The organism is Pseudomonas sp. S3E17 (genome assembly GCF_024168685.1).
In the GTDB taxonomy this organism is placed as follows: domain Bacteria; phylum Pseudomonadota; class Gammaproteobacteria; order Pseudomonadales; family Pseudomonadaceae; genus Aquipseudomonas; species Aquipseudomonas marginalis.
In genome coordinates this window covers 2,043,801-2,057,228 of sequence record NZ_JALJWE010000001.1, presented here as the reverse complement: position 1 = coordinate 2,057,228, position 13,428 = coordinate 2,043,801, and the positions used below count along the sequence as shown (strand labels likewise).

Below are 13,428 nucleotides of genomic sequence, written 5' to 3'. Positions count from 1 at the left end.
CCCATTTTTTGCGCCCGGAACCTGGATTCCGCGCCGGAGTTCGTCCTGATGAAAGCCACGTTGAATGTATTAAGTGTATTGACCGGCGGCCTGGGCATTGCCCTGAGCCCCTTGGCGTCTGCTGACTTTTTGAGCGACAGCAAAGCCAACTTGAGCATGCGTAACTTCTACTTCAATAACGACAACCGCGACGGCACGGCGGCACCGTCGAAGACCGAAGAGTGGGGCCAGGCCTTTATCCTCAACTACCAGTCGGGCTTTACCGACGGCACCGTCGGTTTTGGCCTGGACGCCATCGGCATGCTCGGCGTGACCCTCGACAGCAGCGCCGCGCGCCATGTCGGCAGCTCGATGATCCCCACCGAAGACGGCAAGGCCACGGATAACTGGGCCCGTGGTGGCGCGACCGCCAAGGCGCGCTTTGCCAAGACCGAAGCGCGCTACGGCTACCTGCGCCCGAACCTGCCGATCCTGGTGAGCAACGACGGCCGCCTGTTGCCGCAGTCGTTCGAAGGCGGGCAGGTCACCAGCAAGGACATCGACAACCTGACCCTGGTCGGCGGCCAGCTTGAGCACACCACCGGTCGCGGCTCCAGCGACCGCAGTGGCCTGGCAGCGGCGGGCGGTACCCGGGAGAGCAATAAATTTACCTACGCCGGTGCGGACTACCAACTGACCAAGGACCTGATGGTCCAGTACTACTACGCCAACCTCGAAGACTATTACCAACAGCATTTCGCCGGGTTGATCCACGTACTGCCGCTGGGCGAATACGGCTCATTGAAAACCGACCTGCGCTACTTCAATACCCGCTCCGACGGCAAAAACAGCAGCGCCGCCGGCCGTGCCGAAGGCTACAAGTTGGGCGGCTATACCAAGAACGGCAACGGTGAAATCGACAACAACACCTGGAGCGCCGCGTTCATCTACTCCCTCGGCCCGCACGCGATCACCGCCGGCTACCAGCAAGTCTCGGACGACAGCAACTTCGCCCAACTCAACCAGGGCGGCCTGGTGAACAAAGGCGAGGGTGGTGCCAGCCTGTACCTCTACACCGACCGTACCGTGCAGACCTTCATCCAGGCCGGCGAACGCACCGCCTTTGCCCAGTACGCGTACGACTTCGCGTCGTTGGGTGTACCCGGCCTGAAGGCCTCGGTCATGTACCTCAAGGGCGACCACATCCTCACCACCAGCGGCAACGACGCCAGCGAGTGGGAGCGGGACATCTCGCTGGATTACGTGGTGCAGAGCGGCACGTTCAAGAACGTCGGTTTCGGCTGGCGTAACGGCGTGTCACGCAGTGAAGTGGCGCGGGACCAGGACCAGAATCGGGTGTTTGTGAGTTATTCGATTCCGTTGATGTAGTACCGCTGAGCCCCTCATCTTTGTAGGAGCGAGCTTGCTCGCGAAAAACGTCAACGATAACGCGCCTGTTCAGAATGCCAGCGGTGTCCTTGGGTTCTTCGCGAGCAAGCTCGCTCCTACAGGGGGGGGCGTGCTCACGCCACCCGGTTCCTGCCCGCGCCCTTGGCCTCATACAAGCGCATGTCCGCGCGCTTGAGCAATGCCAGGGAGTCGCGGTCAGAAGGCTCGGCCACGCCCACGCCGATACTCACGGTCAGGCGACCCACGCTTGGAAAGACTGCCGCCTCGACAGCCACACGGATCTTTTCGGCGACCACGTCAGGGCTGTCCGGCTCTTCGACTTCCGGCAGCAGCACGGCGAATTCTTCTCCGCCATAACGGGCAACGAAGTCGGTGGCGCGCGTAGTGCTTTCTATCAGCACCGCAAGTTGGCACAGCACATCATCGCCAACGGCATGGCCGTAGGTATCGTTGACGCGCTTGAAATAGTCGGCGTCGATCAGCAGCAGGGCGAAGGTGCGGCCGGTGCGCTGGAACAACAGGCTGTTCTCGGCGAGTTTTTCATCGAAGCGGCGCCGGTTGAACACGCCGGTGAGGGCGTCGTGGGTGGCCAGCTTGAGCAGGTCGGCGTTGGCCTGGGTGAGGTCGGCGGTGCGTTGCGCCACGGTGGCTTCCAGGGAGGCGTTGGCGTCTTGCAGTTCACGTTCCTTGGCGAGCAGCGATTGCGTCATGCCGGTGAGCGATTGCCCCAGTTGGGCAATCTCCAGCACCGGGTGTTCCTGGGGGAAGACCGCGCCGGGCTGATGGTCCTGCACCTGTTTGGCGGACTTGGCCAGGCGCTCGATGGGACGGCTGAGGGAGGAGGCGAGGTAATACGCGGCCACTACAAAAGTGATCGCCGCGAGCAAGCCGAGCACGAGCAATTTGTACAGCAGGCTGCGCGCCGGTTGCAGGGCTACGTCCAACGGCTGGCGCACCATGATGTACCAGTTCATCCTGGCATTGGATGGGCTTGGGACGGCGACGGAGGCGGTGACGTAGCCGTTGTCTGTGAACCAGCCGGTTGACGGGACCAGCTTGTCTTTAGGCATCTGCTCACCGGCGAGGGCTTCGGGGTAAAGCACCTTGCCATCGAAGTCGACAATCAAGGCCTCGATATCGGGGAGGGCGTCTTTTTGCGTCACGGCGGACGCGACAATCTGCGTCACCCAGCGCCAGTGGGCATGGGCGCCCAGCACGCCAATCGTGTCGCCGCTGGCATTGCGAATCGGCGCGGCAAAGTCGATAAAGCGCAGCGGCTCGCCATTCGTCGCCCCCGGCAGCAGTTTGGCCAGCAGCACTGCCTCGTGGGGATCGCCGGTGTACTCACCGCGCAGGCCGGCCTGGAACCAGGGGCGTTGCTGCACCGATTGATTGACCAGCAGCCCATTGACCGCCTGGCGCACACGCCCGTCGGCGTCGGCAACCCCCATCCACGCGTACTCGGCGCGCGATTGGGTGCGCAGTTCCATCAAGGCCAGGATGTCCGGCGCATCCAGGTCGCCACGGCGAAACAGCGGGGCCTTGCTGAGCAAGGACACTTCCAACTGCCGTTCGCGCAATTGCACGGCCAGCAGCGCCGCCGTCGAGCGCGCAGTGCTCAACAGCGTATTGGCACTGGCCTGTTTCATCTGCTCGGTGGCGATATGCCCCACATAGAAACCCACGCTCAACAAAATGAGCAGCGACAACCCGGCAAACCACAGGGTGAGGTGACTACGCAGGCTGGCTTTGATCATGGGTGCTCATTTGAATGGTTGTTTGGGGCCATGGTATGCGTAATAGAGGAGACGCGACCAGCAATAGGTTGATCTATTCACTGCTGGTAACATGAGCAGATCTTGTGATCATCTGGAATAAAATGAGTTTGTCTCACTATTCTCGTGTGCCGACAATGGCTGCCATTGAATACCTACAGTGGAGTTGTAAGTCATGGCAGTCGCTCATTCCCTCGGATTTCCGCGCATTGGACGCGATCGTGAACTGAAAAAAGCGCAGGAAGCGTTCTGGAGGGGCGAGTTGGACGAAGCCGGCCTGCGTGCCATCGGCCGTGAACTACGCAAGGCCCATTGGGACCTGCAAAAGCAGGCCGGTATCGAGTTGCTGCCCGCCGGTGATTTTGCCTGGTACGACCAGGTGCTGACCCACTCGCTGATGTTCGGTGTGATCCCCGAGCGTTTTCGTCCGGCCGATGGCCAGGCCACCCTCGACACCCTGTTCGGCATGGCTCGTGGCGTCAGCGACAGCTGCTGCGGCGGTGCCCATGCCCAGGAAATGACCAAGTGGTTCGATACCAACTACCACTACCTGGTGCCTGAATTCAGTGCCGACCAGCAATTCCACCTGGGTTGGGAGCAGTTGTTCGAAGAGGTGCAGGAAGCTCGCGACCTGGGCCATACCGTCAAGCCGGTGGTGATCGGCCCGCTGACCTACCTGTGGCTGGGCAAGGCCAAGGGGGCTAATTTCGACAAGCTCGACCTGCTTGAGCGCCTGCTGCCGTTATACGGCCAGATCTTCCAGCGCCTGGCCGACCTCGGCGTGGAATGGGTGCAGATCGACGAGCCGATCCTGGTCCTCGACCTGCCGCAGGAATGGAAGAACGCGTTCGAGCGTGCCTACAACCTGATCCAGCGCGACCCGCTGAAAAAGCTGGTGGCGACCTACTTCGGTGGCCTGGAAGAGAACCTCGGCCTGGCTGCGAACCTGCCGGTGGATGGCCTGCACATCGACCTGGTGCGCGCGCCGGAGCAGTATCCGACTATTCTCGACCGCCTGCCGGCTTATAAAGTGCTGTCCCTGGGCGTGGTCAACGGCCGTAACGTCTGGCGTTGCGACCTGGAAAACGCCCTGGCCACCTTGCAGCACGCCCATGAGAAATTGGGCGATCGCCTGTGGGTGGCGCCGTCCTGCTCCTTGCTGCACAGCCCGGTGGACCTGGGCCGTGAAGACCAGTTGGATGCCGAGCTGAAAAGCTGGCTGGCGTTCGCTGTGCAGAAGTGCGCCGAAGTGGCGGTGCTGGCGCAAGCCGTCAACCAGCCTGAAGCGCCCAACGTCCTCGCTGCCCTGGCCGAAAGTCGTGCCGCGCAAGCGGCCCGCGCTGCCTCGCCGCGTATCCACAAGCCTGCGGTACAAGCGCGGGTGGCGGCGATTACCCGACAGGACAGCCAGCGTAAGTCGCCGTTTACCCAGCGTATCGAGAAACAACGTGCGGGCCTGAACCTGCCGCTGTTTCCGACCACCACCATCGGTTCCTTCCCGCAAACCGCCTCGATCCGCCTGGCGCGGCAGTCCTACAAACAGGGCAAGTTGAGCCAGGCCGAATACGTCGAAGCCATGCACAGCGAGATTCGTCACGCCGTCGAGGTGCAGGAAAACCTCGGCCTGGACGTGCTGGTGCACGGTGAAGCCGAGCGTAACGACATGGTCGAGTACTTCGCCGAGCAACTGGATGGCTACGTATTTACCCGCTTCGGCTGGGTGCAGAGCTACGGTTCGCGTTGCGTGAAACCGGCGGTGATCTTCGGCGACCTGAGCCGCCCGAAGGCGATGACGGTGGAGTGGATCCGCTACGCCCAGGGCCTGACCCGCAAGGTGATGAAGGGCATGCTGACGGGACCTGTGACCATGCTGATGTGGTCGTTCCCCCGCGAAGACGTGAGCCGCGAAGTGCAGGCGCGGCAACTGGCCCTGGCGATTCGCGACGAAGTGGTCGACCTGGAAGCTGCTGGCATCCAGATCGTGCAGATCGACGAAGCCGCGTTCCGCGAAGGCTTGCCGTTGCGCCAGGCACAGTGGCAGCACTACCTGGACTGGGCCACCGAAGTGTTCCGCCTGTGCGCCTCGGGCGTGCGCGATGAAACCCAGATCCACACGCACATGTGCTACAGCGAATTCAACGATGTGATCGAGTCCATCGCGGCCATGGATGCCGACGTGATCACCATCGAGACCTCGCGCTCGGACATGGAGTTGCTGGACGCGTTCGAAGCCTTCGCCTACCCCAACGACATCGGCCCGGGCGTCTACGACATCCACTCGCCACGGGTGCCGGATGCCTCGGAAATGGCCAACCTGTTGCGCAAGGCGGCGAAACGGATTCCTGCCCAGCGCTTGTGGGTGAACCCGGATTGCGGGTTGAAGACGCGGGGGTGGCCGGAGACGGAGGCGGCGTTGATTCATATGGTCATCGCGGCTCGCCAGCTACGCGCTGAGTTGGCTTGATATCGTAAAAAACGTGGGAGGGGGGGCTTGCCCCCGATAGCCATGGGTATCTACACAGCTTTTCAGCCTCTGACAAATCTCCACAGGGGAACTCGCCAGTCTCTGAAAATTGTGTAGATACCTATGCCACGATGAGTATGGGCGAGCTCCCACATTTGGATCTGTGTCAGATTAGAGGTATTTGAGCCAGGCCAGGTCGCGGCGGCGGGCCTTGAGCCCGGCGAACCAGCGTACCGGCGGGTAGAGCGCCAGGGGCAACACCAACGCCACCAGCCACACCGCACCGATACTCTCGAAGCCAAAGTAGTTGCCCTGGTTCAGGCCAAGCAGCGCGACACAGGCGACATACAGCACTTTCAGCCCATAAAGATGCAGCAGGTAAAAGAACATCGGCACGGACCCAAACACCGCCAACACGCCGATCCAGCGTCGATGCCCCGCGCGTTCAAATGCCAGCAACAGCAACAGTCCAATGCCCAGGGTCAACGCCAGGAACAGCAGCGAAGGCGGGTACTTGGTGACATTGAAAAAGCTCATCAGCGTCTGCACGCCGTTGTCATATGCCTGCCAGGGTTTCTCGCCGTAGCCATTGAGCCCACGCAACAGCACAAACCCCAGCAACGCACCCAAGCCGCCGAGCAGCAAATACCGCTGGCGCACGGCGGGCAGTGTGGCATTGGCAAACCACGGTCCCAGGCCGTAACCCAGGGCAATCACGCCGATCCACGGCAGTACCGGGTAGGTCGTGCGCAGGCGCAGGCTATCGGACACGTCAATCCAACTGCGTTCATGCAGGATCGTCCACGGAATATGCAGCGCCGAGCCTGGGTCGAAGTGCAGGCCATCCAGCAGGTTGTGCCCGCCGATGATCGCCAGCGCCAGCACGATCAACAGCGGGCGCGGCAACCACACCAGGGCGGCGAGGGCGAGCATGCTGATGCCAATCGCCCAGATCACCTGTAGATAGATCACGCTGGGCGGCAACTGGAAGGTCCAGGCGAAGTTGACCAGGGTGAACTCCAGCACCACCAGGAACAACCCGCGCTTGAACAGGAACGCCGACACATCGCCGCGGCCCTGGTATTTCTGGCCGTATAAAAACGCGGATAACCCCGTGAGCAACACAAACACCGGCGCGCACAGGTGGGCGAGGGTGCGGCTGATAAACAGCGCGGGCTCGGTGCTGTCGATGCTCATCGGGTCGCTGACTTGCCGATGCAGCAGGAAGGTTTCGCGCACGTGGTCGAGCAGCATGAACAGGATCACCAGGCCGCGCAGGGCGTCGATGGAGAGCAGGCGTTGGCGCAGGGGAACGGCATCGGTCATGGGCGGAATCACAGGGCAGGGCGGAAAATTGGCGTTATCCTATAACATTAATCAACGCGTTGCCCTCCGTTGATCCCGCTTCTGATACCTTCAGTGAACTCACACCCGGAGACCCTGAGCATGAGCACCCCTCAAACCGTCATCGACTTCTGGCAGCACGCCGGCCCCAAACGCTGGTTCGCCAAGGACGATGGGTTCGACGCCACCTTCCGCGACACCTTCCACGCCACCCACCTGCAAGCCGCCCGGCGCGAGCTGGAAAGCTGGCTGGATTCAGCCGAAGGCGCCTTGGCCTTGCTGATCCTGCTCGACCAATACCCACGCAACGCCTTTCGCGGCACCGCGCACATGTTCGCCACCGACCCGCTGGCGCGCCTGTACGCCCAGCGCATGGTGGACGCCGGGCTCGACCAGCAGGTGGAGCCGGCATTGCGCGCGTTCTGTTATTTGCCGTTCGAACACTCGGAAGACCCAAAGGACCAGCAACGCTCCCTGACCCTCAATCAGCAACTGGATGCCAACACTTACCGCTGGGCCAAGGAACACGCGCAGATCATCGAGCGCTTCGGGCGTTTTCCCCATCGCAATGCGGTGCTGGCCAGGGTCACCACGGATGAAGAGCGCGCCTTTCTGGACAAGGGCGGGTTTGCCGGTTAACCCGCTATTCCGCCCGGGAATGCCCCCATAAAAACCGCGCATTGTCTTTCTCGGCGCGCATCTCGTAGCGTAGGGCTTCACCCAAGGAGCCCCGTTATGAACCAGCCCCCGTTGCGCCTCTACGTTGATTCGCTCTACACCAGCCCGTACGCGATGTCGGTGTTCGTCACCCTGCGGGAAAAAGGCCTGGCCTTCGACCTGGTCACCCTGGACCTCGACGCCGCGCAGAACCAGACGGCCGACTTTGCCCAGCTATCCGTGACCCAGCGCGTGCCGACCCTGTTGGAAGGCGATTTTGCCCTGTCGGAATCCTCCGCGATTACCGAATACCTGGACCAGGCCTACCCCGAGACAGCCGTGTACCCGGCCGATCCCAAGCAGCGGGCGAGGGCACGACAGGTGCAGGCGTGGTTGCGCAGTGATTTGCTGCCGATTCGCCAGGAGCGTTCGACCCTGGTGGTGTTTTATGGGCAGAAAATGCCGCCGTTGTCAGCCAACGCCCAAGGGGCAGCCCGGCGCTTGATCAGTGCTGCACAGGTGCTGTTGGCGGGCAACCCTTCGTACTTGTTCGGTGAGTGGTGCATTGCTGACGTGGACCTGGCGGTGATGCTCAATCGCCTGATTCTCAACGGCGACAGCGTACCTGCCGAGCTGGTGGCCTATGCGCAGCGCCAGTGGCGCCGGCCGTCCGTGCAGGCGTGGATCAACCTGCAACGTCCTGCGCTGTAGCGCTGGCCGTCATCTGCATGACGCGCCGGTCCAGGTCTTCCCAATCGGCCATGCCCAGCACTCGCGTGGTGTTCAAACCACGCAGGTAGCCGCGCAACTGCTGGGCACTGGCGTGCACCTGGTCGGCCTCCGACGCCTCATCCAGCAGTACCTGTTCATAGTCGAGCAGGTAATCGGCGACCCGTTCGCGAAACTCCGGCAAGACGGCTTCGCGGATGCGGTCGAAGGTTTTCTGGTGGGGCTTCATGGCGTGGTCCTTATAGGTTTTATGTGAGCACTATCGGTTCAGATAATAGTCACCATCATGCAACGCAAGTTCTGTTTTTTCAGGAAAAGCGCAAAATCGCCTGCATCGAGACGCTGTTCAAGGAAATGCGCGATGAGGACGTTGATTCAGCTGGGTTTAATGATGCTGATGCTGGGCACTGTGATCGTCAACAACGCAGCGATCGCTGATGAGTTGCGTGCAGGCCATTTGCTACCTATCGTCGGTAGCGTAGACTCCCTGCAGCATGCGCAATCGGTGGGTGTGTTGTTAAGCGATAACACCCGCGACAACCTCAGCTACCTCGAACGCTACCACGACATGGCCTTGAACGGCGCCAGGGATGCCCTTGACGCACGTATCCGCGAGGCGTTCGTCAACAGCTCCGACCCGGAACTGGCCATTGATTGGTTGATGGGCTCGCTGCAGGGAACCTTTTTGTCGGTGACGGTCTACGACAACCTGGATGCCCTGGTGCAGGCTCGCCCCGATGTGGTGGTGATGCTCGATACCCATAACCAATTGCTGACCCAGCGCAACGATCAGGTCGAAGCGCGTTTTATCGCACGGTTTTATGACGCGAACCTGCAATACATCGCCAAGGCCCAAGGCTCGGTGCACAGGCAGGTGCCCTCGGTGTGGGTGCACGACAAGGCCGCACCGGAGATTGCCGCGCGGATCGAGCAGCAGCGGGATGTGCAGCTCGATGCGTTGAAGCAGTTCGATGCCTCGCTCAAGGCGCTGGTTCGCGCGGGTTGATGTGAACCTTTATTTTTAGACTCGGGATTTTTTCATGCGCTCTTTTTTCGTACCGGTCGCGACCCTGTTGCTGGCCGGTTGTGTTTCCGCCCCCAATAATCCGACCTTGACCCTGCAAACCGGCAAGAGCCCGGAAGCCTATGTGCAATGTCTGCTTCCCAAGCTGGAAAAGCACGGGATCACGTCGACGGTGACCCAGAACTCGCGCCACGCCAGGCTGGTGTTGACCAGCAAGATTGCCGCCGATGACGTGCTGGAGGTCTACAAGGCGGGGGACGGCGGCAAGGTGTTTTTGTACGAGCGCAAGCCGCTGGCGTCAACCATTACGCCGTCGCGGCTTGAACAGGTGGCGCAGGACTGCAAATAACCAATGTGGGAGGGAGCAAGCCCCCTCCCACATTTGAATCTGCATAAGGCCTAAGGTCTGGCTTCGTTGCTGAAGCTGTTAACCGTTTTCACCAGCCCTTGAGCCGCCAGCGCCACCAATTCCCCACCTTTCTGCACCGTCGCCAGCGCCGGGTCCGAGCCCATGCGCCCGTCGGGGAAGCGGGCGCGGAAGTCCAGGGCCTCACGGATCGGCCCGGTGTTGGCGATCTGCGGGGAGTAGTCGGCCGATTTGATCGCGTCCGGGTACGCCCACTGCGTCACCGCGATTTCCGAAGGCGTCGCATGGCTGCCATGGCCTACCGGGAATTGGCGGTGCGCCAGGTCAGTGACGCCTTCCAGGTCCCACCAGTTCACCAGCTTCAACGCAAACCCGGCAGGGCGGCGGCCGAAGCTCGCCTCGGCGTACAGCTCGGAAAACGCCGCTTCAATTGTGGCGATATTGCCGCCGTGGCCGTTCAGAAACAGGATCTTGTCGAAACCATGCCCGGCCAGCGAGCGCACCCAGTCGCCGATCGCAGCGATAAAGGTGGAAGGGCGCAGGGAAATGGTGCCAGGGAAACCCAGGTGGTGCTGGGCCATGCCGATATTGAAGGTCGGGCCGATGAGGATGTCGGCGTTCTTTTGCGCCTCATGGGCGATGATTTCCGGGCACATCCAGTCGGTGCCCAGCAGGCCGGTGGGGCCGTGTTGTTCGTTGGAGCCGATGGGGATCACCACCGTGCGGCTGCGTTCCAGGAACTGCCCGATCTCGATCCAGGTCGATTGATGTAGAAGCATGCGAAGCTCTCTTTTATCTGTGGGGACAGGCTAACCGCCACGGATTGTACGACTACTCGCCACCTGCTGGGGTTTGCAATTGAGGTACGTCGAGGACTTCAACCAGCGTTGGTCGGGGTACCACGAAAACATGAACTGCCCATCCTTGAGCTTGTCCACCACCTGGCGTGCCACCTGCGGGCGCACGGCCGGGCAACCCTGGCTGCGGCCGATGCGGCCTTCGCGCTTGCTCCACAACGGGCTGACGTAGTCGGCGGCGTGAATCACGATGGCGCGGTCGCGGGCCTGGTCATTGAACCCCGGCTCCAGGCCGTCCATGCGCAGCGAGTAGCCATGGGTGCCCAGGTAGCTTTCCTGGGTGCGGAACAGGCCCAGGCTGGATTGATGGCTGCCTTCCAGATTGGAGAATTGGGTGGCGAAGTTTTCCCCGGACTTTGCGCCGTGGGCCACCAGGTCGCGCAGCACCAGGGTTTTCTTGCGCAGGTCGAAGATCCACAGCCGACGGGCGGTTGAAGGTTGGGAATAGTCAATCACGGCCAGGCGCTCGGAGCGTTCCTCGCCATTATTGACGGCGCATTGCACGGCGTTCAGGGCGCTTTTCAGTACCGTGGGATTGAGTTCTGGAGCCGAGCGCGCCAGGCTGCTATACAAGGAAGGAGGGTTGCCATTGGCGGCGAGCGTAATAGTGCTCAGTAAAGCCAGGCCCACGGTGACCAAACCGAGGCGGCATATAAAAGTCAGCATCTACAGTACATCCCCCCACTGTGGATTGGAGCAAAGCTATTGTTCAAAAAACACGCATGTTACTTGAGCATTTGCCTGCTCGTTGCACCATTGGTCGCCACAGCCGACGTACTGCCGGTCGAGCCATTGCCGGTCACCACGCCGGCGCCGGTCGAACTGGCCCCGCTGCAACAGGCACTGGCGCAACTGCCGGGTGTCTGCCCCAGTCTTGCCGCGCAGATAGACGCCGCCGCCCAACTGCGCCTGCAAGCGTTCTACCAGCAGCAGGGTAATGGGCCGCTGTGGTCCGCCAACGATCGCCGCGAGGCACTGCACGCCCAATTGCAGCTGCTCGCCGATGACGGGCTCGACCCCACCCACTATAGTCTGCCTGCGGCGGATGCCATGGCCAATGTGCTGTGCAGCGACATCGACATCAGCCAGCACTACCTGCAAGCCCTGCAGGATCTGCATTACGGGCGCCTGCAGCAATCGCGCTTCGAACCGCTGTGGCATTCGCAGCCGCCCACCCGCGACCCCGACACCGAAGTGCTGGCCCTCGCGGCCCTCGGCCTGCAAAACATGGCGCAAGCCTTTGACCAGGCGCGCCCCAGCGCCGACCTGTACCGCAGCCTGCGCAACGCCTATTCCACGGTGCGCCTGCAACCCTTGCCCCATTGGGATCCGGTCGGCAGCGGCCCGTTATTGCGTCCCGGCATGGACGACCCGCGCGTCCCGGAACTCGCCCGTCGGCTCCACAGCGGTGGCTACCTGTCTGTCGAACCCAAGGGCGCGGGCAAACAATACGGTCCGGAACTGGTCGCGGCGGTGAAGGCCTTCCAGCTCAGCCACTCCCTGCAATCGGACGGCGTGATCGGTGCCGGTACCGTGGCCGAACTCAATATCAGCCCGGCCATGCGCCGCGAACAATTGCGCATCAACCTCGAGCGTTTCCGCTGGCTGGCCCAGGACCTGGAGCCCGAAGGCGTACTGGTCAATGTGGCCGCCGCGCAGCTGAGCGTGTACCAGAGCGGTATCCCGGTGTGGCAGACCCGCCTGCAAGTGGGCCGCGCCGAACGCCAGACGCCCCTGCTCAAATCTCGCATCACCCGGCTGACCCTCAACCCCACCTGGACCATCCCGCCCACCATCATGCGCGAGGATAAACTCCCGGCCATCCGCCTCAACCCCGAATACCTGCGCCAGCAGAACCTGCAAGTGCTCGACGCCGAAGGCCACCCGCTGGCGCCGGAAAATATCGACTGGGCGCGCCCCGGCAATATCCTGCTGCGCCAGGAAGCGGGCCCGCGCAACCCTCTGGGCAAGATCGTGATGCGCTTCCCCAACCCGTACTCGGTGTACCTGCACGACACCCCCAGCCAACCGCTGTTCACCAAGGGCCCGCGCGCGTTCAGCTCCGGTTGCGTGAGGGTCGAACAACCGCTGCTGCTGCGCGACCTGCTGGTCAGCCCGGCCGAACGCGCGCGCACCGATGAACTGCTGGCCACCGGCGTGACCCATGAATTCCGGCTGGCCACCCCGGTGCCTGTGTTGTTGGGCTACTGGACGGTGCAGGTCGACGGCCAGGGTGACCTGGTGTATGCGCCGGATATTTATGGGCGCGACCTGGTGTTGATGAAGGCGATGGGGAGTGTGCTCTAGGGCATTGCCGTGTGGGCGACGATTGACGCGACGGCCTCGGTAGCTGTCACGGAGGCCGTGTCCAGGGTCAACACGGGTTGGCCCCAGCGCTCGTATTCGTGCGTCGATACCGACTGCCAAGTCGGCGGCGTCAACCCAGGAATGTCGCCCGTACGGGTTTCCACCCGGCGCCGGTGTTCCTGCGCATCCATACACACCACCTGAATATTGAACAGCGCCACGCCTGCTGTCGCGGCCGTGGCTGTCCAGGCTGCCCGGCTTTCCTGTACCGGGTTCACGCAATCGGCCACTACCCTATGACCCAACTGCAAGTTACTCAGCGCCAGCGCATTCGCCACGCCGTAACCGCTGGCACCGACATCACCCGCCAATACGCCCGCGTCGCGAATCGCCTGTTCGATCACATCGATGCGCAGGTAAACCGCACCGGTCTGGCGCGCCAACTCGCGGGCAATCGTGGTTTTGCCGGTGCCGGGCAGGCCGCTGAAGACGATAAGCATGCTTGACTCTCGATA

At 62.1% G+C, this 13,428-nt stretch carries 13 protein-coding genes; 7 read left to right on the top strand and 6 right to left on the bottom strand.

Going from position 1 to position 13,428, the window contains the following annotated elements:
* The first annotated feature begins 48 nt into the window (after nt 1–48).
* Nucleotides 49–1,368: an OprD family porin gene (locus tag J3D60_RS08795; protein ID WP_253490975.1), complete on the top strand. Its 1,320-nt coding sequence runs from the start codon at nt 49–51 to the stop codon at nt 1,366–1,368.
* Nucleotides 1,369–1,502: 134 nt separating this feature from the next.
* Here the strand turns inward: J3D60_RS08795 and J3D60_RS08790 are convergent, their stop codons facing one another.
* Nucleotides 1,503–3,146: a sensor domain-containing diguanylate cyclase gene (locus J3D60_RS08790; protein ID WP_253490973.1), complete on the bottom strand. Its 1,644-nt coding sequence runs from the start codon at nt 3,144–3,146 to the stop codon at nt 1,503–1,505.
* A gap of 193 nt (nt 3,147–3,339) precedes the next feature.
* On the opposite strand from J3D60_RS08790, the gene metE reads away from it, so the two are divergent.
* Nucleotides 3,340–5,628 carry a 5-methyltetrahydropteroyltriglutamate--homocysteine S-methyltransferase gene (metE, locus tag J3D60_RS08785; protein WP_253490971.1) on the top strand — a complete coding sequence of 763 codons (2,289 nt, stop codon included), beginning with the start codon at nt 3,340–3,342 and terminating at the stop codon, nt 5,626–5,628.
* A 171-nt stretch (nt 5,629–5,799) separates the two neighbouring features.
* On the opposite strand, the gene J3D60_RS08780 is transcribed toward metE, so the two are convergent.
* Nucleotides 5,800–6,954 (bottom strand): DUF1624 domain-containing protein, encoded by a 1,155-nt coding sequence (locus J3D60_RS08780; protein WP_253490969.1) that lies wholly within the window; start codon nt 6,952–6,954, stop codon nt 5,800–5,802.
* Nucleotides 6,955–7,074: 120 nt separating this feature from the next.
* Between J3D60_RS08780 and J3D60_RS08775 the strand changes: the two genes are divergently transcribed.
* Both J3D60_RS08775 and yfcF read left to right on the top strand, forming a co-directional pair.
* The gene (locus tag J3D60_RS08775; RefSeq protein WP_108572762.1) at nt 7,075–7,611 is read left to right on the top strand and encodes a DUF924 family protein; all 537 of its coding nucleotides are present in this window, start codon (nt 7,075–7,077) and stop codon (nt 7,609–7,611) included.
* Between the two features lie 96 nt (nt 7,612–7,707).
* Nucleotides 7,708–8,340, top strand: coding sequence for a glutathione transferase (gene yfcF / locus J3D60_RS08770; RefSeq protein ID WP_065941849.1), 633 nt, complete (start codon nt 7,708–7,710; stop codon nt 8,338–8,340).
* Here the strand turns inward: yfcF and J3D60_RS08765 are convergent.
* Complete coding sequence (locus J3D60_RS08765; protein ID WP_065941850.1) at nt 8,315–8,587, bottom strand: hypothetical protein; 273 nt, start codon at nt 8,585–8,587, stop codon at nt 8,315–8,317. The two genes, yfcF and J3D60_RS08765, sit on opposite strands and share 26 nt — an antisense overlap.
* Before the next feature lie 132 nt (nt 8,588–8,719).
* On the opposite strand from J3D60_RS08765, the gene J3D60_RS08760 reads away from it, so the two are divergent.
* Both J3D60_RS08760 and J3D60_RS08755 read left to right on the top strand, forming a co-directional pair.
* On the top strand, nt 8,720–9,364 hold the full coding sequence (locus J3D60_RS08760; RefSeq protein ID WP_253490967.1) for an ATPase: 645 nt from the start codon (nt 8,720–8,722) through the stop codon (nt 9,362–9,364).
* A 34-nt stretch (nt 9,365–9,398) separates the two neighbouring features.
* On the top strand, nt 9,399–9,731 hold the full coding sequence (locus J3D60_RS08755) for a hypothetical protein (protein WP_253490965.1): 333 nt from the start codon (nt 9,399–9,401) through the stop codon (nt 9,729–9,731).
* 50 nt (nt 9,732–9,781) lie between these two features.
* Here the strand turns inward: J3D60_RS08755 and J3D60_RS08750 are convergent, their stop codons facing one another.
* On the bottom strand, nt 9,782–10,528 hold the full coding sequence (locus tag J3D60_RS08750) for a creatininase family protein (protein WP_253490962.1): 747 nt from the start codon (nt 10,526–10,528) through the stop codon (nt 9,782–9,784).
* Between the two features lie 30 nt (nt 10,529–10,558).
* Nucleotides 10,559–11,272 carry a murein L,D-transpeptidase catalytic domain family protein gene (locus tag J3D60_RS08745; protein ID WP_092490136.1) on the bottom strand — a complete coding sequence of 238 codons (714 nt, stop codon included), beginning with the start codon at nt 11,270–11,272 and terminating at the stop codon, nt 10,559–10,561.
* Nucleotides 11,273–11,311: 39 nt separating this feature from the next.
* Between J3D60_RS08745 and J3D60_RS08740 the strand changes: the two genes are divergently transcribed.
* A complete protein-coding gene (locus J3D60_RS08740; protein WP_253490960.1) occupies nt 11,312–12,913 on the top strand; it encodes a murein L,D-transpeptidase in 1,602 nt (533 codons plus the stop codon).
* Here J3D60_RS08740 and J3D60_RS08735 read toward each other — a convergent pair.
* Nucleotides 12,910–13,413 carry an AAA family ATPase gene (locus tag J3D60_RS08735; RefSeq protein WP_253490958.1) on the bottom strand — a complete coding sequence of 168 codons (504 nt, stop codon included), beginning with the start codon at nt 13,411–13,413 and terminating at the stop codon, nt 12,910–12,912. The two genes, J3D60_RS08740 and J3D60_RS08735, sit on opposite strands and share 4 nt — an antisense overlap.
* Nucleotides 13,414–13,428 lie beyond the last annotated feature (15 nt).

What these genes read in the sequence shown, in the direction of transcription:
- J3D60_RS08780 (WP_253490969.1), bottom strand. Translation starts at nt 6,954, where the DNA reads ATGACCGATGCCGTTCCCCTGCGCCAACGCCTGCTCTCCATCGACGCC.
- J3D60_RS08750 (WP_253490962.1), bottom strand. Translation starts at nt 10,528, where the DNA reads ATGCTTCTACATCAATCGACCTGGATCGAGATCGGGCAGTTCCTGGAA.
- J3D60_RS08745 (WP_092490136.1), bottom strand. Translation starts at nt 11,272, where the DNA reads ATGCTGACTTTTATATGCCGCCTCGGTTTGGTCACCGTGGGCCTGGCT.
- J3D60_RS08765 (WP_065941850.1), bottom strand. Translation starts at nt 8,587, where the DNA reads ATGAAGCCCCACCAGAAAACCTTCGACCGCATCCGCGAAGCCGTCTTG.
- J3D60_RS08790 (WP_253490973.1), bottom strand. Translation starts at nt 3,146, where the DNA reads ATGATCAAAGCCAGCCTGCGTAGTCACCTCACCCTGTGGTTTGCCGGG.
- J3D60_RS08755 (WP_253490965.1), top strand. Translation starts at nt 9,399, where the DNA reads ATGCGCTCTTTTTTCGTACCGGTCGCGACCCTGTTGCTGGCCGGTTGT.
- J3D60_RS08795 (WP_253490975.1), top strand. Translation starts at nt 49, where the DNA reads ATGAAAGCCACGTTGAATGTATTAAGTGTATTGACCGGCGGCCTGGGC.
- J3D60_RS08775 (WP_108572762.1), top strand. Translation starts at nt 7,075, where the DNA reads ATGAGCACCCCTCAAACCGTCATCGACTTCTGGCAGCACGCCGGCCCC.
- J3D60_RS08760 (WP_253490967.1), top strand. Translation starts at nt 8,720, where the DNA reads ATGAGGACGTTGATTCAGCTGGGTTTAATGATGCTGATGCTGGGCACT.
- metE (WP_253490971.1), top strand. Translation starts at nt 3,340, where the DNA reads ATGGCAGTCGCTCATTCCCTCGGATTTCCGCGCATTGGACGCGATCGT.
- J3D60_RS08735 (WP_253490958.1), bottom strand. Translation starts at nt 13,413, where the DNA reads ATGCTTATCGTCTTCAGCGGCCTGCCCGGCACCGGCAAAACCACGATT.
- yfcF (WP_065941849.1), top strand. Translation starts at nt 7,708, where the DNA reads ATGAACCAGCCCCCGTTGCGCCTCTACGTTGATTCGCTCTACACCAGC.